The organism is Streptomyces sp. NPDC059009, from assembly GCF_042740175.1.
In the GTDB taxonomy this organism is placed as follows: Bacteria; Actinomycetota; Actinomycetes; order Streptomycetales; family Streptomycetaceae; genus Streptomyces.
This window is the reverse complement of record NZ_JBHYJB010000010.1, coordinates 193128-213957: the sequence shown is the minus strand read 5'-3', so window position 1 is coordinate 213957 and position 20830 is coordinate 193128. Positions and strand designations below refer to the sequence as shown.

Below are 20830 nucleotides of genomic sequence, written 5' to 3'. Positions count from 1 at the left end.
GAGGACGCCACGGCCTCCGCCGTAGGATGCACCGGAAAGCGCGGCCAACAGCTGGATCAGGAGCGGTAGACCATCGTGAGCAGCGAGAACCCATCGGACGACGCCCGACACGTCTGGGACGTGGTGGTGGTCGGCGCGGGCCCCGCGGGGGCCTCGGCCGCCTATGCGGCGGCCGTCGCCGGACGCCGTGTGCTGCTCCTGGAGAAGGCCGAGCTGCCCCGCTACAAGACGTGCGGCGGCGGCATCATCGGCCCCTCCCGCGACAGCCTGCCGCCCGGCTTCGAGCTGCCGCTGCGCGACCGGGTGCACGCGGTCACGTTCTCCCTGGACGGGAAGTTCGTGCGCACGCGCCGCTCCAAGCAGACGCTCTTCGGTCTCATCAACCGCCCCGAGTTCGACCAGCAGCTCGTCGAGCACGCCCAGAAGGCGGGCGCCGAGATCCGTACGGGCGTCACGGTCGCGCGCGTGGAGCAGCACGGCTCGGCGGTCCCGGACCGGCGTACCGTCGCGGTCGTCCTCCAGGGCGGCGAGACGGTCCTCGCGCGCGCGGTGGTCGGCGCCGACGGCAGCGCGAGCCGCATAGGAGCACATGTCGGGGTGAAGCTCGACCAGGTGGACCTCGGCCTGGAGGCGGAGATCCCGGTGCCGCCGACGGTCGCGGAGGACTGGGCGGGCCGGGTGCTCATCGACTGGGGCCCGCTGCCGGGCAGTTACGGCTGGGTGTTCCCCAAGGGCGACACGCTCACCGTCGGCGTGATCTCCGCGCGCGGCGAAGGCGCCGCCACCAAGCGGTACTTGGAGAACTTCATCGCCCGGCTCGGCCTCGCGGGCTTCGAGCCGTCCATCTCCTCCGGCCATCTGACGCGCTGCCGCAGCGACGACTCCCCGCTCTCCCGCGGCCGCGTCCTGGTCTGCGGCGACGCGGCGGGCCTCCTTGAGCCGTGGACCCGCGAGGGCATCTCCTTCGCGCTGCGCTCGGGGCGGCTCGCGGGGGAGTGGGCGGTCCGCATCTCCGAGGCGCACGACGCGGTGGACGCGCGCCGCCAGGCCCTCAACTACGCCTTCGCGATCAAGGCGGGCCTCGGCGTCGAGATGGCCGTCGGCAAGCGCATGCTGACCGTCTTCGAGCGCAGGCCCGGCATGCTGCACGCGGCCATCACCACCTTCCGGCCCGCGTGGCGGGCCTTCACCCGCATCACCCGCGGCACGACGACGCTCGGCGAGCTCGTCCGCACCCACCCGCTGGCGGGCCGCGCCCTGTCGGCGATGGACCGCGACGTGCCCGCGTCACCCTCGTCGCCTTCCTAGGAGCCCCTGAGCCGTCGTGCTCCTGGTCGTGCTCCTACAAGCCCACTGAGTCCCCAGAACCGAGGAGCTGCGGGTCCTGGCGCAGCATCCGCCCGTGCGGGGCGCGCAGCGCCGGGCCCGGGTCCGCGCCCATGGCCCCCGCGATGCGCTGCCGTGTCTCCTCGTACGCGAGCACGCCCGCGCCGCGCCGACTTGCTGCGCGCGGAGGCGCTCGCCCTGCCCGTCGTGCTGCTCCTGCTGATCCTCGTGTGCCGGCGCACCGTCGCCGCCCCGCTGACCGTCGGGGTCGGGCTGCTCTCCGTCGTCGGCACGCTCGCCGGGCTGCGGGCCCTCGCCCAGGTCACCGAGGTGTCGCCGTTCGCGGCCAACCTCGCCCTCGTCCTCGTCCTCGTCCTCGGACTCGGCGTCGACTACGGCCTGTTCGTCATCAGCCGCTACCGCGAGGAGCGGCAGGCCGGGCACGCGCAGCCGGACGCCGTGGTGCGCGCGACGACGGCCGCCGGGCGCACCGTGTGTTCAGCGGGCTCACGGTGGCGGTGTCGCTCAGCGCGCTCCTGGTCTTCCCCTTCTTCTTCCTGAGCTCCTTCGCGTACGCCGGCGTGCCGGTCGTCCTCACGGCGGTCGCCGGGGCGCTGCTCCTGCTGCCCGTCGCGCTCGCCCGCCGGGGCCATCGCGTGGAGCGGCCGCACGTCGCCGCGCGGAGCTTCTGGCAGCGGTCGGCGCGGGCCGCCATGGGGCGCCCCCTCGCGGCCGGGGCGGCCGTCGTCGGCGTCCTGCTGCTCGCCGCGGCGCCCGCGCCGCTGCGCGCCCTGCACCGGAGGTACGGGCTGCACGAGGAACCGTAGGGCCGGGCGGTCGCCGGGGCCGTACTCCCGGGGGAGTACGCGTGATCGCCACGCTCGACTGACGCCCGCGGCGGCCCCCGCCGTCTAGCGTGACGGTCATGGAAGAGCAGCAGACAGCCGGGCGCGGCGGTCGGTCCCGGCCCTGGGGCCGGCCGCCGCACGTCCTGCGGTACGGGCCGCCGTGGTGGGGCGAGCAGGGGCGGGGCGGCCGGTGGCCGTGGCGCTCCACGGCGGCGGTCACCGCCTTCGTGCTCATCGGCTCGAACTTCGCCGGGCACAACGAGGGGGCGCAGGAGCGCGTCGGCCTCAACTGGTTCGGCTGGCTGCTGCTCTTCACGGGCGCGGCCCTGCTGCTGTGGCGCCAGCGCCACCCCGTCGTCGTGGCCTACGGCACGGCGGCCTGCGCCATGGTGTACCTCGGCGCCGGATACCCGTACGGGCCGGTCTTCCTCACCGTGGCGATCGGCTGCTACGGCGCGATCGTGGCGGGGCACCGGAGGGCGGCGTGGGGGGCCGTCGCGATGTTCTGGCTGGGGCATCTGCTGGTGGGGCACTGGCTGTACCGGTATCTGCCGCCGGACGACGGCCCGGCCTCCTGGGGCCAGGAAGGCATCATCGCCACCTGGATCGTGGCGGTCGTCGCCCTGTCCGAGCTGGTCCGGGTGCGCCGCGAGCAGTGGGCGCAGGCCCGCGCCGAGCGCGAGCAGGCCGCGCGGCGGCGCGCCGACGAGGAGCGGCTGCGCATCGCCCGGGAGCTGCACGACGTGCTCGCCCACTCCATCTCCGTCATCAACGTCCAGGCGGGCGTGGGCCTCGCCCTGCTCGACTCCGACCCGGAGCAGGCCCGCACCGCCCTCACCACCATCAAGTCGGCGAGCAAGGAGGCGCTCGGCGAGGTGCGCCAGGTCCTCGACACCCTCAGGGCCCCCGGTGCCGCGCCACGCGCCCCCGCCCCCGGCCTGGACCGGCTCCCCGAACTCGTCGAGCAGGCCGCGAGCGCGGGCCTCACCGTCACGGTCGACACCCGGGGCCGGGCGCCGAAGCTCCCGCCGGGCACCGACCTGGCCGCCTTCCGCATCGTCCAGGAGGCGCTCACCAACGTCGTACGGCACTCCGGTTCGCGCCATGCGCGCGTGCTCGTCTCGTACGAGAAGGCGGAGCTGACCCTGCGCGTGGACGACGACGGGCCCGCCACCGGCGCCGACGCGGGCGGCAGCGGCAACGGACTTGCCGGAATGCGGGAGCGCGCGGCGGCCCTGGGTGGGACGATCAAGGCGGGCCCGCGGCCCGACGGCGGCTTCCGCGTCACGGCGGCCCTGCCCACCCGCACGGCACCCACGCCCCAGGAGGACCAGTGATCCGCGTACTCCTCGCCGACGACCAGTCCCTCGTCCGGGCGGGCTTCAAGGCGCTGCTCGACGCGCAGGCGGACATCGAGGTGGCCGGGGAGGCGGCGGACGGCGAGGAGGCGGTCCGCATGGTGCGCGAACTGCGCCCGGACGTCGTCCTGATGGACATCCGCATGCCCCGGCTCGACGGCCTCGAAGCCACCCGGCACATCACCCGGGAGGCGGACCTGGCGGACGTGAAGGTGGTCATGCTCACCACCTTCGAGATGGACGAGTACGTCTTCGAGGCGCTGCGCTCCGGCGCCTCCGGCTTCTTGGTGAAGGACACCGAGCCGGACGAACTGCTGCGCGCGGTACGGGCGGTGGTGCACGGTGACGCCCTGCTCTCGCCCGGTGTGACGCGCCGCCTCATCGAGGAGTTCGCGGCCCGCTCCAAGCAGCCCGCCGACGCCGCCGCGCTCGGCGAACTCACCGAGCGGGAGCGGGAGGTGATGGCTCTGGTGGGCATCGGCCTGTCGAACGAGGAGATCGCCCGCCGCCTCGTCGTCAGCCCGCTCACCGCCAAGACCCATGTGAGCCGCACGATGGTGAAGCTCGGCGCCCGCGACCGGGCCCAACTGGTCGTGCTGGCCTACGAGTCGGGGCTCGTGCGGCCCGGCTGGCTGGGCTGATCCTCGGCCTCGCGCCGCCGCCAGTCCTCGACGGTACGGCTGTGCCGGACCAGCACGACCACGAGGGTCAGGACGAACACCGCGGCCCCGAGAAGGGCGCCGCACCGCTTCGCCGTCCGCCAGGTGTCCGGCGTGACGTCGAGCAGCAGGGCGGGCCCCGTCACCGCCAGGAAGGCGGCTCCGGCCAGCCCGACGGCGACACACAGCGCGAACCCGATCTCGACGGTGGTCGCGTCCCGCTCTGCCTGCGTTCGTCGGCCCATCCCTCGAGTGTCGGCGGCGGTGCGCGGAGGGACAAGGAACCACTTGTGCGGGGCGGCGCTGTACGGGGACATGAGTGCTGCACGGGGACACGACGTATGCGCGTGCAATTAATTCCGATGCAACAAAACGGCCGATCTCTGCTACGGTGCGTCCATGGCGGCGAAGACGGCCGAGCAGTCGCTCGTGGACCAGTGGCGCGACATCCTCGCGGTGCATGCGCGCACCCTCTGCGAGCTCGACCGTGAGCTGCACCAACACGGCCTGGGCGCAAGCGACTTCGAGGTCCTGGACGTCCTCGCGGAGGGCGTGGCCGAGGACGGCTCCGCCGCCTATCGCGTGCAGGAGATCGCGGGCCGGGTCCATCTGAGCCAGAGCGCGCTGTCCCGCCTCATCGGGCGCCTGGAGAAGGACGGTCTCGTCTGCCGAGGCATGTGCAGCGAGGACCGGCGCGGGGTGCGGGTCGAGCTCACCGACAAGGGGCGCGTCCTGCACACGGAGGTGCTGCCGGTGCAGCGCGCGGTGCTGCGGCGGATGCTGACGGGGGCGGAGCGGGGCGCAGCCTGCGAGGGCTGACCGCGCTCAGAGCCTGTCCTTGAACATCCCGTCGTGCGCGCCGCAAAGCGCGGGCACAGCGGCGGTCGGTGCGTGCGCTCGGCGTGCGGCGAGGGTGCGTGCCGGGCGCCGGGGCGCAGGCGGGGGTTCAAGAACAGGCTCTCAGCTCCACACCACGCCCGACGTCTCCCGCCACAGCGCGGCCAGCGACGCATCCCCGGTGAGCCCCGGGAACGGCACCCGGTTCCAGAGCGCCAGATGCAGCCGGGCCGCGTCCCCCGCCGCCTCGGCGTCCGCGTCCCCCACCGCCCCGCGCTCGGCGACCGGCGGGTCCTGCGAGATCCGTACGGTCCACACGGCGTCCGCCCCCGCGTCGGTGGCCCGCAGCCGCAGCACCCGCGGCTCGGCCGAGCGCACCTTGCTGGAGCGGCGGGCGTGGAACCCGAACAGCACTTCCTCGATGCCGTCGACCGCGAACTCCACGTCGCTCGCGCCGAGTTCACCCCCGAGCGCGGCCTCGGCGTCCACGCGGTGCACGGTCGTCTCGTTCGCCTGCCGCCGCGCCCAGAAGGCGAGCGGCGACGGGGCGGGCAGGAACGTCCAGCACTCCACGTCTCCCGGGGCGGCCCGCAGGGTCTCGACGAGGGCGGCGTGCCCCTCCCGGAACCAGTCGAGCAGTGCGTCCCCCTCCAGCGTCGAGAGCCCGCCACCATTGCGGTACTCGGTGCGCCCCTCGCCCACGAAGGCCGTGGCCCACCGGTGCACCATCGCCATGTGCCGCAGCAGGTCGCGCACCCGCCAGCCCGGGCATGTGGGCACCTCGGCGTCGGGCCCCGCGGCCTGCGCGGCGCGCGCGAGCAGCCTGCCCTCGCGTTCCAGGACGTCAATGTGCTCGGCAATCTCCATGCGGCGATTGTGGCTCATGGACCCAACCCGCGGAGCGGGCCGCGGAATTCGGTGGACAGGCGGATCCTCGACCCCTTCTGATGGCTCCGGCTGCCCGCCGCGCAGAGCGGGCCGGACGGCTGGAGCTGCTCTTGGCGACCGAGACCGGGGCGGACGTGCGGCCCACCATCGACGCGGCGTTGGCCAGGAGTCTGGTCGCGAGGCAGTTTCCCGAGTGGGCCGGGCTGCCGCTGGAGCTCGTCGACCCGGCCGGTTCGGGCCATGTGATCTACCGGCTCGGCCGGGCGCTGGCCGTGCGGCTGCCCCGCCACGCCGGGGCCGTCGGGCAGGCCGCGAAGGAGCTCAGGTGGCTGCCGAGGCTCGCCCCGCGGCTGCCGCTGGCCGTCCCCGAGCCCGTCGGGGTCGGCGAGCCGGACCTCGGCTATCCCTGGCCGTGGGCGGTGTCGCGCTGGCTGGACGGCGAGGTGGCGACCGTGGCGGCGCTGGGCGACTCGGCCGAGGCGGCCGTCGAGCTGGCGGGTTTCCTGACGGCCCTTCAGGCTGTGCCGCCCGAACCGGACTTGGTGCGTGCGGACGGCGCGGACGGGAGCCCCGCGGCCTCCCCGCTGGCCGGGCGTGACCGCGCGACCCGCGCCGCGATCGCGCGGGCCGCCGGAGGCGCGGGTGGCCCGGGAGCCTTCGACGCCCGGGCCATGAACGAGTTGTGGGACGCGGCGCTGAGCGCTCCGGGGTGGGAACGTCCCGCGGTGTGGTTCCACGGCGACTTCCACACCGGGAACCTCCTCACCGTCGACGGCCGCCTCAGCGCGGTCATCGACTTCGGCGAGCTCGGCGTCGGCGACCCGGCCTGCGACCTGACGATCGCCTTCACCCTGATGTCGGCCAGGAGCCGCGACGTGTTCCGTGCGGCGCTCGGCGTGGACGACGCCACCTGGGAGCGGGGCCGCGGGTGGGCGCTCGCCACCGGTCTGAACGCCTACACCGCGTACGCCGCCGTCAACCCCCGCGTCGCCGAGCAGACCACGCGCCAGATCACCCAGGCCCTCAGGGGATAGACGCCGTCCCGCCCTGCCGGGACGCCGTCCTGCCCTGCCGGGACGCCATCCCGCCCTGCCGGGACGGCACCCCGGCGAGCCCGGGACCGGGAGGCCGCGCCCGTCGTCAACTCACCGCCGCCCGGCGGGTGGTGAAGCCGATGACGGCGGCCACCCCGGCCAGCGCGGCGACGCTGGTGAGCGCCGTGGGCAGGGTGAACCAGTCCGCCATGAACCCGATGGCGGGCGGCCCGAGGAGCATGCCGCCGTAGCCGAGCGTGGAGGCGATCGCGACGCCGCTGGGCCCGGCGAGGGCGCCCGCGCGCTCGACGGCGACCGGGAAGATGTTGGCGAGCCCGATGCCCGTGACGGCGAAGCCGAGGAGCGCCGCCCCCACGGACGGGGCGAGGGCGCCGAGCAGCATGCCGACGGCGGCCGTCGCGCCGCCCGCGACCAGCGTCCGGGTGCGGCCGAGCCGTTCGAGCAGGACGGTGCCGGTGGCGCGGCCGAGCGTCATGGCGAGCGCGAAGCAGGAGTAGCCCGCGGCGGCCACGCCCGGGTGGGCGTCGAGGTCCTGCTCCAGGTGGAGCGCGCCCCAGTCGGCGAGCGCCCCCTCCCCGTACGCCGTGCAGAGCGCGATCAGGCCGAAGACGATGACCAGCCCGCGGGTGCGCGGGGTGAGGCTGCGCGGGGCGCCGTTCTCCTGGGGTCCGCCGTCCGGCAGCGCCGGGGGCCGCAGGCGCAGCAGCGCGCGCCCCGCGACGGCCGTCACGATCAGCCCGATCACGGTGAGGCCGAACAGATGCCGGGTGGGGGAGAGGGAGCCCGCGATGAGCCCGCCGATCCCCGCGCCGACCATCCCGCCGAGGCTGAAGGCCGCGTGGAAGCTCGGCATGATCGGCCGGCCGAGGGCGGTCACGAGGTCGACGGCGGCGCTGTTGAAGGCGACGTTGATGCCGCCGTACGCCGCGCCGAAGACCAGCAGGACCAGGCCGAGCGCGAGCGCCGAGTGGGTCAGCGGCGGCAGCGCCACGCTCAGCGACAGCAGGACGCCGCAGACCACCGTCACCGGGTGGCTGCCGAACCTGCGGCACAGCCGCCCGGTCAGCATCATCGTGATCACCGCGCCCACGGAGACGCCGAGCAGCGCGAGCCCCAGGGCGCTGGACGAGGCGCCGGTCTGCTCCTTGATGGCGGGGATGCGCACGACCCACCCCGCGAAGACGAAACCGTCCAGCGCGAAGAAGACGGTGAGGACGACGCGGAGGCGGACGAGGTCGGAAGGGGCGGGCGAGGGGGGCCGCGACGTTGCGGACCCGAGTTTGTTTAGTAGCGGCACAAAGTCAGAGTAGGGTGTGGGGCAGCCGTGGACAAGGCGGTTCAAGGCGGCGGCCGGGAGGGCCGCGTGGGGTGCACGCGTGCGTGGGGACAAGGGAGTTCGGGGCTGTGGCCAGGGCGTATCGACCTTGCGGGCAAGAGGCGTGCCCGCGTACGAGGGGGGAACGTTCCGTACGGCGGGACGTCCGTCGAGCGGCCGATGGGCGTGCCCGCGTACGAGGGGGAACGTTCCCCCGGTACGAGTAAGTGGGTTCCCGCTGTGGCCGCCGGACGGACTGAAATCCCCCCACCGGCCTGCAGACGGGCGACGGCGCAAGGGGTGGGGACGCGGCGGTATGTCCGCCCGCAGTACAGCAACCCGCCCAAGCCAGTACTCATGTAGTCGTCCGGCGCCCCCGGCTTTTCGAGGACGGACATACCGCCGCGTCCCCACCCCGACCCGCCCCACCACCGACGGACGGCGCGAACGGCGAACAGGCGAAAGGGCAAACAGGCGAAAGGGCGAACAGGCGAACAGCGGAGACGGAGCCGAAGGCGGCCGAACGGCCGGGCGGCGTACGGATCATGGGAGACTCACCGTCATGAACGGCAAGGCGGCCCCCCGAGCCGAGGGGGCAGGGACCACGCGCACCCGGCTCGAACGGGGGCGCGGCGCGCTCGGTCCCGCTCTTGAACTGGTCCACACGGGACGGGCGCCGACCCGGGCCCTGCTCACCTCGGAACTCGGCGTCACCCGGGCCACGGCCGGCGTCGTCGCCGCCGAGCTGGAGTCGCTCGGCCTGATCCGGATCGACGCCAGGCCGAGCGCCGCGGCGGGCTCCCAGGGCAGGCCCTCGCACCGGCTCTCGGTGGCGGACGGGGGGCCCGTGGTGCTCGCGGCCCAGGTCCACACCGACGGTTTCCGGGCGGCTCTCGTCGGGCTCGGCGGGCGCATCGTCGCCACGGCACCGGGCTGCGAGGCGATCGGCGCCGACCCCGCCGAGGTGCTCGGCTCCGTCGTCGCGGCGGGCTCGGGGCTGCTGCGGGAGACCGGGCGGCGGTGTGTGGGCGCGGGGCTCGCGGTGCCGTCCGCCGTCGCCGAGCCGGAGGGCACCGCTCTCAACCCACTGCACCTGGCCTGGCCCGCGGGCGCCGATGTGCGTGCCCTCTTCGCCGAGCAGGTGCGGGCGGCGGGCATCGCGGGCGCGGCGTTCACCGGCAACGACGTGAACCTCGCCGCGCTCGCCGAGCACCGGCACGGCGCGGGCCGCGGCGCCCGCGACCTGCTCTGCGTGGCGACCGGGCACCGGGGGGTCGGCGGCGCACTCGTCCTCGACGGGCGCCTGCACATCGGGAGTTCGGGCCTCGCCCTCGAAGTGGGGCACCTCACCGTGAACCCCGAGGGCCGCCCCTGCCACTGCGGCAGCCGGGGCTGTCTGGACGTCGAGACGGACCCCCTCGCGTTCCTCACCGAGGCCGGACGCGAGCCGGGCCCCGAGGGCCTGCTCCAGCAGGCCAACGCCCTGCTCCGGGACGCCTACACGGACCCGGGCGTACGCGGCGCCGCCGAGGCCATGATCGACCGGCTCGGACTGGGGCTCGCGGGCCTGGTCAACATCCTCAACCCGGACCGCATCATCCTGGGCGGGCTGCACCGCACACTCCTGGAGGCGGACGCCGAGCGGCTGCGCGCCGTCGTCGCCGACCGCAGCCTGTGGGGGCGCAGCGGCAGCGTGCCGATCCTCGCCTGCACCCTCGACCACAACAGCCTGGTGGGGGCCGCCGAGCTGGCCTGGCAGCCGGTGCTCGACGACCCCCTCGGGGTGCTGGGCTAGCCCGCGGACGCGGACGCGGACGCGGACGCGGGGGCCGGGCTAGGCGACGGGTGCGGGCTCCCTCTCCGGCGCGGGCTCCGACTCCGGTGCTCGCGCGCCCTCCTGACGGCGCCTCAGGTTCGGTACGAGGCTCAGCAGCCCGAGCACGGCCAGGCCGGCGCCGATCCACAGCGGCGCACGCAGGCCGAAGGCGTCGATCGCGGGTCCGCCCACCGACGTCGCGATGATGATGCCGAGCGTGATGAACGAGGAGTGCACGGTGTTGACCAGCGGCCGGGCGTTGCCGGTGCGCTGGACCCGGGTCACCAGGGCGGGGTTCATGGTGACGCCGACGAGCCCGATGCCCATCATCAACGCCACGGCGGGCACCGGCAGTTGGGCGAGCAGCGCGAAGCCGGTCAGGAACCCGAGGTTGAGCAGCAGGCCGACGATGAGGACCGGCAGCGTGCGCCGGTCGGCGAGCCGCCCGACGACCGTGTTGCCCACGACGGTGGCCGCGCCGTACGCGATGAGCAGCAGCGGCACGGTGCCGGTCGCGAAGCCGGTCACCTCGGTGAGGATCGGGTTGAGATAGCTGAACGCGGAGAACGTGGCGCCGATGACGAACGTGCTGGTGGTCAGCGTCAGCCAGAGCCGCGGGCTGCGGAAGGCGCCGAGCTCCTGGCGCAGCCCGCCCTCCTCCGCGGCGCTCTCCAGGCGCGGCACCCCGGCCGACGTGGCCAGGGCGGCGAGCACCGTCAGACCGGTGATGGCCCAGAACGCGGCGCGCCAGCCGAAGTGTTCACCGATGACCGTGGACAGCGGCAGGCCGAGCAGCGTGCCCAGCATCAGCCCGTTGAGGGCGACGGCGACGGCCCGGCCGCGGACCTCGGGCCGGGTGAGCCGGGCGCACAGCGAGATGGCCACGCCGAAGTACGCCTGGGAGGCGACGCCCGTGATGAGGCGCGCGACGAGCATCGTCCAGTAGTCGGGCGCGAGCGCGGCGAGCACGTTGCCGCCCAGGAAGACGGCGAACAGCACCATCAGGGCGGACTTCTGACGCATCTTCAGAAGAGCGACCGTCAGGAACGGTCCGCCGATCGCCATCGCCGCCGCGTACGCGGTGATCAGATACCCGACCTGCGGAATGGTGGCGTCGAGTCCGTCGGCCATCTGCGGCATGAGTCCGGCGACGACGAACTCGCTCGTGACCATGGCGAAGATGCCTAGGGCCAGGACGTATACGGCGCGGGGCATGGTAGCTCCAGGAGTATTGGAATGATCAGTTCAAAACGTGGGCAGGCGAGAGCCGCCCCGAGTGGGGGACTTGAGTCGAGTGGTGACAGCCGAGGAGGAGAAGGGTCGGCGGACGCGGGGCTAGCGGATGAGCGCGTCCATCGCCGTGGCCGCGATGGACTCCAGCGCGGCACGGTCGGCGCCGCCCTGTCCGGATACCCGCATCCCGCCGATCACGGCATTGAGGAAGCGGGCGAGCTCGCCCGGGTCCCGCCGTGAGGTGATCTCTCCGGTCCGCTGCCCCGTTTCGAGGGTGGCCCGCAGGGCCGTGAGGCGCCGCTCGAGGTCCCGGTCCAGCATCGCGGCCGTCGCGGGATCGCGCCCGGCGAGCTCGATCGTCGTGTTGACGGTCAGGCAGCCGATGCTCCGGCCGTCCTCGCGGTGCTCGAAGTCGCCGTCGATGACCCGGTCGAACACGGCCTGGATGCGCGCGGTCGGCGTCCTCTTCTCGTCCTCCAGGATGGCCAGTTGGGCGTTGGTCATGGAGTCCATGTAGTGGGTCAGGGCCCGCCGGAACAGGTCGTGCTTGCTGCTGAAGGTGTTGTAGATGCTGCTGCGGCCCAGTCCGGTGGCGTCGCACAGGTCCTGGGTCGAGGTGGCCTCGAAGCCCTTCGACCAGAAGGCGTGCATCGCCGCGTCCAGGGCCCGCTCCTCGTCGAAAGTCCTCGGTCGGGCCATGGGGGAACCGTACCTGTTTTGGAACGTGCAGTGCAATATGGGGCGGGGCTCGCCTTCTCGCTCACCTCCGCCCTCCTCGGTGCGTTACCTCTAAAGCTCTCTAACTAGTAACGTCCCGTCGTGACGGACGACGATGCCCCGGCAACGCCTGGAGAGGTGGCGGCCCGCATGAGCTGGAACCTTGAGGAAAGCTTCGAGACGCCGGACGGAACGGTGCGCTGGTCCCGGTCGGGCCAGGGCGACCCGGTCGTCCTGCTGCACGGCTCGCCCTTCTCCTCGTACATCTGGCGCGAGATCGCACCGGCTCTCGCCCGCACCCGGACGGTCTACGTCTGGGACCTGCTCGGCTACGGGCAGTCGGAGCGGCGCGCGGGCCAGGACGTCTCGATCACCGCGCAGGCGAGGATCTTCCGGCGGCTCCTCGACCACTGGGGCCTTGAGCGGCCGGGCGTCGTCGCGCACGACATCGGGGGAGCGGTGGCGCTGCGGGCGCTGCTCCTGGAGGGCGCCGGCTACCGGGACCTGACGCTGGTCGACGCGGTGGGTGGCGGCCCCTGGGGCACCGGCTACTTCAAGCTCATCCGGGAGCACACCGACGTGTTCGGCCGCCTCCCCGACTAGGCCCACGAGGCGCTGGTGGCCGCCCACTTGAGGCGCGCCACACACACCGGCTACCGGCCGGAGGTCCTCGACGCCCATCTGGCGCCGTGGCGCGGGGAGGAGGGGCAGGACGCCTTCTACCGCCAGTACCGGCACATCGGTCCCGCCGAGACCGCCGAGTTCGAGCACCTCCTGGGCTCCGTCGAGGTGCCGACGCGGATCATCTGGGGCACCGAAGACCGCCTGCTGCCACCGGAGTTCGCCCACTTCCTGCACGATCGCGTACCGCACGCCGAGCTCATCTGGGTCGACGGGGCGGGGCACGCGATCCAGGAGGACGCGCCCGGGCGCCTGCTGGCCCATGTCGCCGCGGAGTTCCGGCAGGTGGCGGCCTGACGGGTGCGGCCGAGCGCGGTGGCCCGGCACCTCGGGCTCGGGACCGTGCTCGAACGGGGACTCAGGCGGGCCACTCCACCGCGAACGCCCGCCCCGGATTGCGGGTCAGGATCGTGTCCACCAGGTCCGTGCCCACCGCGAGTTCGAGCCGCGGCCGCACCCGGCGCAGCAGATACGGCATGCCGGGCCCGCCGCTCACCGACCGCGCCCCGGCCGTCGTGGTGTCGCCGCCCAGCAGGATCCGCTCCCCGAACCCGGCGTCGGCGAGGGCCCGTACGGCGTCGGGCATCCGCCAGTCCGTGGCGTGGTGCGCGCGGGAGGGTCCGTCGAAGGCGAGATAGGCGCCCGCCTCGGCGGCCTGCCGGTGGCTGACGAGGTCGGGGGCGCGGTTGAGATGACCGAGGACCACCCGCTGCGGCGGCACCCCCAACTCCCCGCAGAGCAGGTCGAGTACGTCGAGGGCTCCGGTGCCGAGCTCCAGGTGGACCGTGATGGTGGCGCCCGTGGCGTGGTGTGCCTCGGCGGCCGCCGCCATCGTCCAGCGGGCGTGCGCGTCCAGGCCGTGGAAGCCGCCCGCGACCTTGATGAGCCCCGCCCGTACGCCGGTCGTGCCGATGCCCTCGGTCAGCTCCCGCACGAACAGCCCGGCGAGACCGGCGGCGCGCAGGCCGTCGAGCAACTCCTGGGTGTAGTGGGCGGCTTGGTGCAGGCCCGTCGCGGCGACGATCCGCACCCCCGAGTCCCGCGCGAGTCCCGCGAGCTCGGCCGCGTGCCGCCGCATGCCGTGCGGCGTCCACTGGAGGACGCTGTCGCCGCCCGCCGCCCGGAACGCGGCCAGCTCGGCGGCGGCCCGGTGCGCCGAGTCCAGCTCCTGGCCCGGGAGTTGAGGGCTGCTCAGAAACAGATGGTCGTGCGCGTCGCACACGCCGAGCGCGTCGGGCTCCAGATCCCCGAGCACGCCACGCACCAGCCCCCCGGTCACCAGTGCCGTCCCTGGGCGAGCAGCTTCCGCTCCGGTGCCGACATGTGCCGCACCTGGAACACATCGCCCACACCCTCGGGCGCGTCATGGGCCCAGAGGGAGAAGTGCAGCGCTTCCCAGGTGCGCGGATCGACGGCCGTGGCGGCGAGGATCACCCCGTCGCACCGCGCCAACCGCCTGGCCTCCAGGGCGAGTTCCTCCACCAGTCCGGACAGGTGCGAGCCCTCGGGGATCCGCTGCCGACGCCGGATCGCCGCCTTCGCCGGGGCGCCGGCCGCCACCCCCTCCTCGTAGGCGAGTCCCGTCCAGTGCTGTACCTGGGGCCGCCCGAAGTCGTCGACGATGCCCTGGAATCCGGGGCCCCAGAGGAAGGAGTTCATGCCCTGAGGGGTGTTCCATAGGTAGAGCGGCGCGTACGCGTTGACCGGTGAGCCGTCGACGCCGCGCTCCCGCATCAGGTACGCCTTCACGCCGAGCCCCGGGAAGCCGTCCAGCAGATGGCCCCTGGTGGCCACCCGCTCCCGGATGATGTCCATGTCGTAGTCGGCGGGCAGGGTGATCTCGTACTGCATGGCGTGCATGGTGGACAACCTCGCTGTGTCAGGGGTCAGTTGGGGTCTGCGGACGGTTCCACGTGCTCGTGCCACTCGACCGTCGTGCCGTCCTCGGCCGCCTCGACCAGCGCGAGGTGCGTCATGAAGGTGCGCGGCCCCGCCCCGTGCCAGTGCCGTTCGCCCGGCTCGATCCAGACGGTGTCGCCCGCCCTGATCTCCTCGACAGGCCCGCCCGCACGCTGCACCAGACCCTGACCCTCCGTCACATGCAGCACCTGGCCGTGGGGATGGCGGTGCCAGGCGGTGTGCGAGCCGGGCGCGAAGTGCACGCTGAACATGCGCAGCCGGGACGGGGCGGGCGGCTGTGCGATCTCGTCGAGCCAGACCGTGCCGGTGAAGTGCTCGGCGGGGCCGCGCCGGGAGTCGGGGCGGTTGCGGGTGATGCGCATGGGGCTTCCTTCGGGCGGACGTGCGGACGGGCGGACGGGCGGTCAGGTGGACGTGCGGACGGGTGGACGTACGGAATCGTCGTCAGCTGTCAGCTGTCGGTGGGGCGGCGCGCGGCGCCGAGCAGGGCGAGCAGTCCGCGTACGCCCGTATCGAAGGCGGCGGGTGAACCGGAGGCGCGCGCCAGGACATAGCCGCCCTGCACGGTCGCGACCACGGCCGAGGCGATCTCCTCGGGATGCAGCGGAGCCGTGAACTCCCCACCGTCCAGGCCCTCTTGGAGGATCTCCGCGAGCCGCCCGCGCAGCCACTCCAGCGTCCGGGTCACCGGCTCGCGCAGCTCGTCGCTCTCGATGACGTCCGGGTCCATGGTCAGCCGCCCCACGGGGCAGCCACGCAGCACGTCGCGCTCGCGCAGGAGGTAGGACTCGACGCGCTCGTACGCGGATCCGGTGCCGCTCAACGATGCCTCGGCGGCGGCCCGCAGCTCCTCTGCGGTGCGCCGGATCGCGGCGAGCGCGAGGTCGGGCTTCCCGCTGAAGTGGTGGTACATGACTTCTTTTCAACCCCCGCTCTGACCTGCGACGATGCTAAGCCTGCGCGGGGGATCATGTACATGTGCTCGGTGGGGAAGCCGGTGGATCGGTGCTGACCTCCAGGACCTGAGGCGGCGTCGAGATGTAATTCCGCAAGGCGTTGTTGATCACGTACGTGACGGTGCGCCCCTCTGCTTCAGCCTTAGCCATGGCGGCAGTCCATAGCTCATCAGGTACGCGGACATTGCGCAAAGGGATGGCCATGGCCAAGATCCTTTCACTGTAGATGCAGAACACCAACAAGGCGCCCCCTCGCTCCCGAGGCGGGCGCCTTTCCTATGCGCCGGGGCCCGTGCTTGGCACGCGCGGCACGCGCCCCGGTTCCAAGAGCTACTGATCCGCGGGCGGCTTCGACCACGGGCCAGCCGGGGGGCGCTCGGGGAGCCTGGCCCCGGGGCGCCGCATGTACCAGCGAATGAACTCTCGCAGCACCTTGGCACGTGGTCCGCGGCCGGTCGGGTGGATCGCTTTCGCCGCATCCTCGAACGGCTCCCACTCGCTCTTGAGCGCGCGGAACTGTCGGGGCTCAAGCTCATCGTCAATCATGCGGCCACGGTAGCTGTTTGTAGCTACGCGGAACAAGGTCTCTCACTTTCTTCGTAGCTACAAAATCATGATGCACGACGGGTTCTCGTAGCTACGAAGGAGCGTAGTCTTGTAGCTACAAGATGAATCAAGGGGGCGTCATGACGAAGAACTTTCGGACTCACACGGGGGCGGTTCATGCCCCGGGGCGCTACTTCAAGCAGTTCCGGATGCAGGCGCCGAAGTGCTGCGCCTCTGTTTCGGCCGTGGCTCGCTACCACTACATGATCCCGACCGACGAAGAGGTCACGTGCAAGCGCTGCCTGGCACTGATGGCCAAGGAAGGGGGCGCGTGATGTGTGCCTGTGACCCGCCGTGCACGCCGCTGGAGGGCGACTGGCCCGAAGAGCGTTGCCCCAACCCGGAGTGCGCCGAGACGGCCACGGTCAAGCCCGTCGCCGCGTTGGAGCCGACGCCCGGCGCGGTGGGCCTGACGTTCCACTGCCGCACTTGCCCGTGCCGCTGGTACTCGGTCTACGACTACGCAACGGAGGGGGAGTCATGAACTACACATCGAAAGCCTGGCGTCCGGTCCACGCCGAAGAGTTCACGATCACAGAGGAATCGCGACCGCATTGCGCTGGGGGCATAGGCACTGGCTGTGTCGAACGGCCCAACCACGTCATCGTCTACTTGGTCAACGACTCGGGACTTCCCGGCGTCGGGAAGCAGCGCGTCAGGTACGCCTGCTACCGACACTTGCACAGCAACCTCGTGCTGGCCGAAGGGGTCGCAACGTTCGCCACCGTGAGCGCGTACAAGGGGGTCTGAACGTCATGATCCTTAACGTCGTGTTCTGGTTAGGCGATCACTGGTACGTGATCCCGGCGACCGCTGCGATCTGCGTCGCGGTGGCGGTGTGGGCGGGGCGGTCGCTGTGATCCTCCCCTTCGTGATCTGGTGCTGGCAGCACTGGTACCTGTACCCGCCGCTCGCCCTTGGCTCCCTCTCGGTGGCCGTGTCGGTGACCGTCGGAACGGGGCGGGCGTCGTGATCCTAGACGGAGGCGTGCAGCGGGAGGTCGCAGTGGGCGACGTCGTCCGGTACACGGTGCCCCCGAACAAGAACTACCCGCGCATCGAGCCCAAAGTGATCACGGGTCGAGTCTGGCTCTTGACGGAAACTCGGGTGTTCTTCCGGTGCCTGGAGCCGTGCCGGTCCTGCACGCCGAACCGCCACGACATCAGCGACCACCCAAGTCACTGGGCATGGCGCACCTGGCTGAACTGGGAACGCCTCTGACTCACTCCGCCCCGGCCACGGTCACCACGGACGTAGCCGCGAAGGCAGACCGGGGCTCTCGGTACCACCCCATCAACCCGCGAGGGGGAGTCATGCCCACCATGCCGCTGCTGATCTGGAACGAAGAGGTCCTCCTCGGGGGCCCGGACAACACGACGGCCGTGCTCTGCCAGACGGAGACGGGCGAGAAGGCGGCGCTCTTGCTGGCGCCGGAAGAGCGGCGGGACCTGGCCCTGATGCTCACGATTCCGGAGCAGTGCATTCAGCCCTGATCCCTCACTCCCGCCCGGGACATGCGACCCGCGCCATCGGCGCACCGCCTCGCTTCCCGGGCGGGGTTCACCACCCGCAGACCCGAGCCCCGAAGGAGGGGCGCCATGACCCCGGAGCCCTGTGCCTGGATGTGGATCGATGAAGACGGCATCCGTCGGCAGGCCAAGATCCATACAACCCGTGACGGCGTCGCCGTCGTCTGGTCCCCGCGCTGTCTCGGCGATCCCTACCCGTGGTTCGACGCCGATTACGACAGCAGCGACGTGAACGCACGGTATGAAGACGCCGACTTGATCACGCTCGGAGTGCCGGTCTCGTTCTGGGCTGGTTTCGGCATCTGAGCCCCCGTCCAGGGCGGGCCCCCTGCACGCCCGGACGGGCCCCGGCAGCCACCCCGTTGCACCCCTCCCCGCGACGGGGTGGCTGTCTCTCTTTACTGATCACTGCCCCGGAAGGGGGCGCGCTATGACGCAACGTCAGCTCTTCTGTCCGCACTGCGACGACACGTTCAGTCTGGGCAGCGCACTGACTGATCACGTGGTGGAAGAGCACCCGCCCCCGCCTCCGGCCAGCGCGTACGAGTGGGGCATAGCCGTATCACTCGGCAGCTCCATCGAGTGCGGGTACGACGACGCCGGGGAGTACTGATGACCACCACCCCGCCAGACGGCTACACCACCCCGAAGATCGTCACGAACCTGGTCGCGTACGCCGAGTACTGCGGGTGGCAGGCACTCGTGCAGTGGGTTCCCGCCGACGGGACGAATGGCGGGGCTCACGTGACCGTCCAGGTGGGGCGCAAGGTCACCGAGGAGGACGGCAACCGGCGCGGACCCTGGTGGTTGTACAAGCTGACGTGGCACTCGCGCGGCTGCGAGCCCGGCAAGGTCAGGAAGTTCGGGACCGGTCTCGCGCAGACCCCGGACAAGCCGCAATGGCACGACGCCCCGGCGGTCTGGAAGATCCGGCAGGTGATCTACGAGAACCCGGCACCGGGCGCGGTGACCATCTTCAAGGGGCCGATCACGAAGCGGGAGTTCAACAAGATTCCCTGTGCCCGCGCGCTGCGCTTCTCGCGCGACTGGATGGGGCGTCGTCAATCGGAATGGATTGAGGACATGCCCGGATGGGGCTGGTCGCTGGTGAGCGACTACGGCAAGCCGGAGCACCCTTGCCACGTGTCCCGCGCCGACTCGCGCGCCATGGCCGCCGACCACCTGACGGCGTTCCTCGCGCCGACCCGCGCGTACGGCGGCGACAACCTGACTGTGGACGAATGGGAGATCGGACCATGGCCGATGCCGAGCACCTGACGCCGCACTGGAGCGTGACGCCGGTCGCCTATGCGACCGGCCCGGTCCTTGAGTTCCGCGCCGCTCAGCTTGAACGGTATGGCGCAGAGGCCGACTTCCTTGCCACGCAGCGCGGCACGCTCGAAGCGTGGAGCGCTGGCCTCTACATGGAGTCCGCCTGGCTCGCTGAGTCGTGGGCGTACCACGCGGCCAAGGCAGTCAGCGAATCCTGACCTTCTCTGCCTCCGGGTGGGGTCCGGCGCACGCTGGACCGGGCAGGGAACCCCCGCGCTTCTGGAGGGCGGCGCGGGAAGAGGCGCCCCGGGGATCCACTCCTCGGCCCCGGGGCGCCTGCACACACATCAATTTGAATCTGAAGGGACACCCGCATGCCCAAGCTGAGTCAGATCGTCGCAGTGGAAAAGGGGCTCAAGTCCCGCACGGCGGCAGCGGTGACGAAGATCTATCACGACTTGCAGAAGCCCGCGCTCTTCGCGGGGCTCAGCCGGAAGTACACCCCTGTGGACGATGAAGGGGAACGGTTCCCGCCCGAGTCGACCCTCGTGCAGCAGCACGTTGACGACCAGCTCCGCAGTGCGGCAAGCCAGCTGACGAAGCTCTTTGATGTTGTGGCCACGAAGGAGGTGGGCAACACGGGGACGTTCGCTGACGTCGTAGTCGATGGCGTGACAGTGGTCGACGGCGCGCCCGTGCCGCTGCTGCTCTTCCTTGAGAAGCAGCTGGTCGACCTGCGCGCGATCATGGTCAAGGCGCCCACCTTGGACCCGTCCGAAGCGTGGCAACTGGACGAGAACGCGCACGGCTGGCGCACGGAGCCGGTGCAGACGATGCGCACGCGGAAGGTGCCGCGCACGCTAGTCAAGTACGAGGCGACCGACAAGCACCCGGCGCAGACCGAGGTGTACATGGTCGATGAGATCGTGGGGCACTGGGCCGCCACGAAGTTCAGCGGCGCCCTCGCGCCTGCCCGCCGTGACGTCCTGGTCGCGCGTATCGACGCCCTCGCGGACGCCGTGAAGCGAGCCAGGGAAGAGGCGAACGGCGCGGACGTTGAACAGGTACGCGTCGGCACCGCCGTGTTCGACTATCTCCTGGCGCCGTAAGGCGCCTCTAAGACCCCCGGGCTGAGCACCCGGGCCGCCCCCAAGATGAGGGGCGAAAGACTGAGTCTGAGATTCAGCCTTAGGCGCGCGTCGTGCGCTTCAGGTTCAGATTCTCGCTCCAGTCTCAGCACCTTCGCCGTTCTCCTGATCTACCTGGCGGGGAATCTGGCCGAGAGATGCCAGTTCAATTCTGGCTCGGGGCACTCGCGTCCCGATGGTGTAAAGGCAACACGCTCCGGTCTTCAAATTGAAACCCGCTCAACTGCGCAGGGGATAGAGCAAACCCAAGTGATGGCGCAATAGGCAGCGCTTCTGACTTCTAATCAGATTGTTGCGGGTTCGAATCCCGCTCACTCAAAACAGGGGGCCCCGGATGGTGATAGCCGGGGTCCCCGCCCGCCCTCGTAGCTCAATGGCAGAGCCGCGGCCAGTCATGCCGTGACAGAGGTTCGATTCCTCTCGTGGGCACCAACACCGCCAGTCCGGGCGCGGACTGACCCCGGCGCCCCCGGGGAGTTGCAGCACCACCCGTCGCATTGCGGTCCCTGCGGCGGCACAACTGAAGAGGCAGCTCCCGTAGCCCAAGTACGCGCGCGCCATGGCAGAGGCAGCCGACAAAGGTCGGTGACAGTTGCGGGTTCAATTCCCGCCGGGAGCGCGCAGGGGCGGGGGAATGGACGGCTATCCATGGCCGCCCCGCCCCTG

General features: G+C 71.9%; 27 protein-coding genes, 3 tRNA genes and 1 pseudogene. 21 read left to right on the top strand and 10 right to left on the bottom strand.

Annotated features, from left to right (window positions below; all coding sequences use genetic code 11):
• Nucleotides 1-75: 75 nt before the first annotated feature.
• The 5 genes from ACFWYM_RS13160 (at nucleotide 76) to ACFWYM_RS13140 (ending at nucleotide 4173) form a co-directional block, all read left to right on the top strand.
• The gene (locus ACFWYM_RS13160; protein ID WP_384834622.1) at nucleotides 76-1308 is read left to right on the top strand and encodes a geranylgeranyl reductase family protein; all 1233 of its coding nucleotides are present in this window, start codon (nucleotides 76-78) and stop codon (nucleotides 1306-1308) included.
• A 153-nt stretch (nucleotides 1309-1461) separates the two neighbouring features.
• Nucleotides 1462-1887 (top strand): MMPL family transporter, encoded by a 426-nt coding sequence (locus ACFWYM_RS13155; protein ID WP_384834619.1) that lies wholly within the window; start codon nucleotides 1462-1464, stop codon nucleotides 1885-1887.
• Nucleotides 1845-2153 carry a hypothetical protein gene (locus ACFWYM_RS13150; protein ID WP_384834616.1) on the top strand — a complete coding sequence of 103 codons (309 nt, stop codon included), beginning with the start codon at nucleotides 1845-1847 and terminating at the stop codon, nucleotides 2151-2153. The genes ACFWYM_RS13155 and ACFWYM_RS13150 overlap by 43 nt, the downstream gene beginning before the upstream one ends.
• A 98-nt stretch (nucleotides 2154-2251) precedes the next feature.
• A complete protein-coding gene (locus tag ACFWYM_RS13145) occupies nucleotides 2252-3511 on the top strand; it encodes a sensor histidine kinase (protein WP_384834613.1) in 1260 nt (419 codons plus the stop codon).
• The gene (locus tag ACFWYM_RS13140; RefSeq protein ID WP_384834610.1) at nucleotides 3508-4173 is read left to right on the top strand and encodes a response regulator; all 666 of its coding nucleotides are present in this window, start codon (nucleotides 3508-3510) and stop codon (nucleotides 4171-4173) included. Before ACFWYM_RS13145 ends, ACFWYM_RS13140 begins: the two co-directional genes overlap by 4 nt.
• On the opposite strand, the gene ACFWYM_RS13135 is transcribed toward ACFWYM_RS13140, so the two are convergent.
• On the bottom strand, nucleotides 4134-4436 hold the full coding sequence (locus ACFWYM_RS13135) for a DUF6332 family protein (RefSeq protein WP_384834607.1): 303 nt from the start codon (nucleotides 4434-4436) through the stop codon (nucleotides 4134-4136). The two genes, ACFWYM_RS13140 and ACFWYM_RS13135, sit on opposite strands and share 40 nt — an antisense overlap.
• A 154-nt stretch (nucleotides 4437-4590) precedes the next feature.
• Between ACFWYM_RS13135 and ACFWYM_RS13130 the strand changes: the two genes are divergently transcribed.
• Nucleotides 4591-5010: a MarR family winged helix-turn-helix transcriptional regulator gene (locus ACFWYM_RS13130; protein WP_384834604.1), complete on the top strand. Its 420-nt coding sequence runs from the start codon at nucleotides 4591-4593 to the stop codon at nucleotides 5008-5010.
• 141 nt (nucleotides 5011-5151) lie between these two features.
• Here the strand turns inward: ACFWYM_RS13130 and ACFWYM_RS13125 are convergent, their stop codons facing one another.
• Nucleotides 5152-5895, bottom strand: coding sequence for a maleylpyruvate isomerase family mycothiol-dependent enzyme (locus ACFWYM_RS13125; protein ID WP_384834601.1), 744 nt, complete (start codon nucleotides 5893-5895; stop codon nucleotides 5152-5154).
• 80 nt (nucleotides 5896-5975) lie between these two features.
• Between ACFWYM_RS13125 and ACFWYM_RS13120 the strand changes: the two genes are divergently transcribed.
• Nucleotides 5976-6950, top strand: a complete 975-nt coding sequence (locus ACFWYM_RS13120; protein WP_384834598.1) for an aminoglycoside phosphotransferase family protein — start codon at nucleotides 5976-5978, stop codon at nucleotides 6948-6950.
• A gap of 106 nt (nucleotides 6951-7056) precedes the next feature.
• On the opposite strand, the gene ACFWYM_RS13115 is transcribed toward ACFWYM_RS13120, so the two are convergent.
• Nucleotides 7057-8268, bottom strand: coding sequence for an MFS transporter (locus tag ACFWYM_RS13115; RefSeq protein ID WP_384834595.1), 1212 nt, complete (start codon nucleotides 8266-8268; stop codon nucleotides 7057-7059).
• A 580-nt stretch (nucleotides 8269-8848) separates the two neighbouring features.
• Between ACFWYM_RS13115 and ACFWYM_RS13110 the strand changes: the two genes are divergently transcribed.
• Nucleotides 8849-10081: an ROK family protein gene (locus ACFWYM_RS13110; protein ID WP_384834592.1), complete on the top strand. Its 1233-nt coding sequence runs from the start codon at nucleotides 8849-8851 to the stop codon at nucleotides 10079-10081.
• 39 nt (nucleotides 10082-10120) lie between these two features.
• Here ACFWYM_RS13110 and ACFWYM_RS13105 read toward each other — a convergent pair whose 3' ends face one another.
• Together ACFWYM_RS13105 and ACFWYM_RS13100 are read right to left on the bottom strand one after the other, a co-directional pair.
• Nucleotides 10121-11317 carry an MFS transporter gene (locus tag ACFWYM_RS13105; protein ID WP_384834589.1) on the bottom strand — a complete coding sequence of 399 codons (1197 nt, stop codon included), beginning with the start codon at nucleotides 11315-11317 and terminating at the stop codon, nucleotides 10121-10123.
• Nucleotides 11318-11437: 120 nt separating this feature from the next.
• A complete protein-coding gene (locus ACFWYM_RS13100) occupies nucleotides 11438-12034 on the bottom strand; it encodes a TetR/AcrR family transcriptional regulator (RefSeq protein WP_384834586.1) in 597 nt (198 codons plus the stop codon).
• Nucleotides 12035-12202: 168 nt separating this feature from the next.
• On the opposite strand from ACFWYM_RS13100, the pseudogene ACFWYM_RS13095 reads away from it, so the two are divergent.
• A pseudogene (locus ACFWYM_RS13095) lies at nucleotides 12203-13030 on the top strand (alpha/beta fold hydrolase).
• Nucleotides 13031-13091: 61 nt separating this feature from the next.
• On the opposite strand, the gene ACFWYM_RS13090 reads toward ACFWYM_RS13095, so the two are convergent.
• From ACFWYM_RS13090 to ACFWYM_RS13070, 5 genes are all read right to left on the bottom strand, one after another.
• Nucleotides 13092-14012: a phosphotriesterase gene (locus tag ACFWYM_RS13090; protein WP_384834583.1), complete on the bottom strand. Its 921-nt coding sequence runs from the start codon at nucleotides 14010-14012 to the stop codon at nucleotides 13092-13094.
• The gene (locus ACFWYM_RS13085) at nucleotides 14009-14593 is read right to left on the bottom strand and encodes a DUF4865 family protein (RefSeq protein ID WP_384834580.1); all 585 of its coding nucleotides are present in this window, start codon (nucleotides 14591-14593) and stop codon (nucleotides 14009-14011) included. The genes ACFWYM_RS13090 and ACFWYM_RS13085 overlap by 4 nt, the downstream gene beginning before the upstream one ends.
• A 26-nt stretch (nucleotides 14594-14619) precedes the next feature.
• Nucleotides 14620-15015: a cupin domain-containing protein gene (locus tag ACFWYM_RS13080; RefSeq protein WP_384834578.1), complete on the bottom strand. Its 396-nt coding sequence runs from the start codon at nucleotides 15013-15015 to the stop codon at nucleotides 14620-14622.
• An 89-nt stretch (nucleotides 15016-15104) separates the two neighbouring features.
• Nucleotides 15105-15566, bottom strand: coding sequence for a TetR/AcrR family transcriptional regulator (locus ACFWYM_RS13075; RefSeq protein WP_384834575.1), 462 nt, complete (start codon nucleotides 15564-15566; stop codon nucleotides 15105-15107).
• A gap of 373 nt (nucleotides 15567-15939) precedes the next feature.
• A complete protein-coding gene (locus tag ACFWYM_RS13070) occupies nucleotides 15940-16155 on the bottom strand; it encodes a hypothetical protein (protein WP_384834572.1) in 216 nt (71 codons plus the stop codon).
• A gap of 140 nt (nucleotides 16156-16295) precedes the next feature.
• Between ACFWYM_RS13070 and ACFWYM_RS13065 the strand changes: the two genes are divergently transcribed.
• The 12 genes from ACFWYM_RS13065 to ACFWYM_RS13010 all read left to right on the top strand — a co-directional run bounded on the left by ACFWYM_RS13065 (nucleotide 16296) and on the right by ACFWYM_RS13010 (nucleotide 20783).
• The gene (locus tag ACFWYM_RS13065; RefSeq protein WP_384834570.1) at nucleotides 16296-16490 is read left to right on the top strand and encodes a hypothetical protein; all 195 of its coding nucleotides are present in this window, start codon (nucleotides 16296-16298) and stop codon (nucleotides 16488-16490) included.
• Entirely contained in the window at nucleotides 16490-16699 is a 210-nt protein-coding gene (locus ACFWYM_RS13060; RefSeq protein WP_384834567.1) for a hypothetical protein, read from the top strand. Before ACFWYM_RS13065 ends, ACFWYM_RS13060 begins: the two co-directional genes overlap by 1 nt.
• Nucleotides 16696-16965: a hypothetical protein gene (locus ACFWYM_RS13055; protein WP_384834565.1), complete on the top strand. Its 270-nt coding sequence runs from the start codon at nucleotides 16696-16698 to the stop codon at nucleotides 16963-16965. Before ACFWYM_RS13060 ends, ACFWYM_RS13055 begins: the two co-directional genes overlap by 4 nt.
• 563 nt (nucleotides 16966-17528) lie before the next feature.
• Nucleotides 17529-17708 carry a hypothetical protein gene (locus tag ACFWYM_RS13050; protein WP_384834562.1) on the top strand — a complete coding sequence of 60 codons (180 nt, stop codon included), beginning with the start codon at nucleotides 17529-17531 and terminating at the stop codon, nucleotides 17706-17708.
• 105 nt (nucleotides 17709-17813) lie between these two features.
• On the top strand, nucleotides 17814-18050 hold the full coding sequence (locus ACFWYM_RS13045; RefSeq protein WP_384834559.1) for a hypothetical protein: 237 nt from the start codon (nucleotides 17814-17816) through the stop codon (nucleotides 18048-18050).
• A gap of 124 nt (nucleotides 18051-18174) precedes the next feature.
• On the top strand, nucleotides 18175-18357 hold the full coding sequence (locus ACFWYM_RS13040; RefSeq protein ID WP_384834556.1) for a hypothetical protein: 183 nt from the start codon (nucleotides 18175-18177) through the stop codon (nucleotides 18355-18357).
• Nucleotides 18357-19022, top strand: a complete 666-nt coding sequence (locus tag ACFWYM_RS13035; RefSeq protein WP_384834553.1) for a hypothetical protein — start codon at nucleotides 18357-18359, stop codon at nucleotides 19020-19022. Before ACFWYM_RS13040 ends, ACFWYM_RS13035 begins: the two co-directional genes overlap by 1 nt.
• The gene (locus tag ACFWYM_RS13030) at nucleotides 19001-19234 is read left to right on the top strand and encodes a hypothetical protein (protein ID WP_384834550.1); all 234 of its coding nucleotides are present in this window, start codon (nucleotides 19001-19003) and stop codon (nucleotides 19232-19234) included. The genes ACFWYM_RS13035 and ACFWYM_RS13030 overlap by 22 nt, the downstream gene beginning before the upstream one ends.
• A 156-nt stretch (nucleotides 19235-19390) precedes the next feature.
• Nucleotides 19391-20125 (top strand): hypothetical protein, encoded by a 735-nt coding sequence (locus tag ACFWYM_RS13025; protein ID WP_384834547.1) that lies wholly within the window; start codon nucleotides 19391-19393, stop codon nucleotides 20123-20125.
• Between the two features lie 285 nt (nucleotides 20126-20410).
• Nucleotides 20411-20483: transfer RNA gene (locus tag ACFWYM_RS13020), tRNA-Arg, on the top strand.
• A gap of 40 nt (nucleotides 20484-20523) precedes the next feature.
• A tRNA-Asp gene (locus ACFWYM_RS13015) sits at nucleotides 20524-20596 on the top strand.
• Nucleotides 20597-20695: 99 nt separating this feature from the next.
• A tRNA-Phe gene (locus ACFWYM_RS13010) sits at nucleotides 20696-20783 on the top strand.
• The last annotated feature ends 47 nt before the right edge of the window (nucleotides 20784-20830 follow it).

What these genes read in the sequence shown, in the direction of transcription:
- ACFWYM_RS13145 (WP_384834613.1), top strand. Translation starts at nt 2,252, where the DNA reads ATGGAAGAGCAGCAGACAGCCGGGCGCGGCGGTCGGTCCCGGCCCTGG.
- ACFWYM_RS13135 (WP_384834607.1), bottom strand. Translation starts at nt 4,436, where the DNA reads ATGGGCCGACGAACGCAGGCAGAGCGGGACGCGACCACCGTCGAGATC.
- ACFWYM_RS13130 (WP_384834604.1), top strand. Translation starts at nt 4,591, where the DNA reads ATGGCGGCGAAGACGGCCGAGCAGTCGCTCGTGGACCAGTGGCGCGAC.
- ACFWYM_RS13125 (WP_384834601.1), bottom strand. Translation starts at nt 5,895, where the DNA reads ATGGAGATTGCCGAGCACATTGACGTCCTGGAACGCGAGGGCAGGCTG.
- ACFWYM_RS13120 (WP_384834598.1), top strand. Translation starts at nt 5,976, where the DNA reads ATGGCTCCGGCTGCCCGCCGCGCAGAGCGGGCCGGACGGCTGGAGCTG.
- ACFWYM_RS13110 (WP_384834592.1), top strand. Translation starts at nt 8,849, where the DNA reads ATGAACGGCAAGGCGGCCCCCCGAGCCGAGGGGGCAGGGACCACGCGC.
- ACFWYM_RS13105 (WP_384834589.1), bottom strand. Translation starts at nt 11,317, where the DNA reads ATGCCCCGCGCCGTATACGTCCTGGCCCTAGGCATCTTCGCCATGGTC.
- ACFWYM_RS13100 (WP_384834586.1), bottom strand. Translation starts at nt 12,034, where the DNA reads ATGGCCCGACCGAGGACTTTCGACGAGGAGCGGGCCCTGGACGCGGCG.
- ACFWYM_RS13085 (WP_384834580.1), bottom strand. Translation starts at nt 14,593, where the DNA reads ATGCACGCCATGCAGTACGAGATCACCCTGCCCGCCGACTACGACATG.
- ACFWYM_RS13080 (WP_384834578.1), bottom strand. Translation starts at nt 15,015, where the DNA reads ATGCGCATCACCCGCAACCGCCCCGACTCCCGGCGCGGCCCCGCCGAG.
- ACFWYM_RS13075 (WP_384834575.1), bottom strand. Translation starts at nt 15,566, where the DNA reads ATGTACCACCACTTCAGCGGGAAGCCCGACCTCGCGCTCGCCGCGATC.
- ACFWYM_RS13070 (WP_384834572.1), bottom strand. Translation starts at nt 16,155, where the DNA reads ATGATTGACGATGAGCTTGAGCCCCGACAGTTCCGCGCGCTCAAGAGC.
- ACFWYM_RS13065 (WP_384834570.1), top strand. Translation starts at nt 16,296, where the DNA reads ATGACGAAGAACTTTCGGACTCACACGGGGGCGGTTCATGCCCCGGGG.
- ACFWYM_RS13060 (WP_384834567.1), top strand. Translation starts at nt 16,490, where the DNA reads ATGTGTGCCTGTGACCCGCCGTGCACGCCGCTGGAGGGCGACTGGCCC.
- ACFWYM_RS13055 (WP_384834565.1), top strand. Translation starts at nt 16,696, where the DNA reads ATGAACTACACATCGAAAGCCTGGCGTCCGGTCCACGCCGAAGAGTTC.
- ACFWYM_RS13050 (WP_384834562.1), top strand. Translation starts at nt 17,529, where the DNA reads ATGCCCACCATGCCGCTGCTGATCTGGAACGAAGAGGTCCTCCTCGGG.
- ACFWYM_RS13045 (WP_384834559.1), top strand. Translation starts at nt 17,814, where the DNA reads ATGACCCCGGAGCCCTGTGCCTGGATGTGGATCGATGAAGACGGCATC.
- ACFWYM_RS13040 (WP_384834556.1), top strand. Translation starts at nt 18,175, where the DNA reads ATGACGCAACGTCAGCTCTTCTGTCCGCACTGCGACGACACGTTCAGT.
- ACFWYM_RS13035 (WP_384834553.1), top strand. Translation starts at nt 18,357, where the DNA reads ATGACCACCACCCCGCCAGACGGCTACACCACCCCGAAGATCGTCACG.
- ACFWYM_RS13030 (WP_384834550.1), top strand. Translation starts at nt 19,001, where the DNA reads ATGGCCGATGCCGAGCACCTGACGCCGCACTGGAGCGTGACGCCGGTC.
- ACFWYM_RS13025 (WP_384834547.1), top strand. Translation starts at nt 19,391, where the DNA reads ATGCCCAAGCTGAGTCAGATCGTCGCAGTGGAAAAGGGGCTCAAGTCC.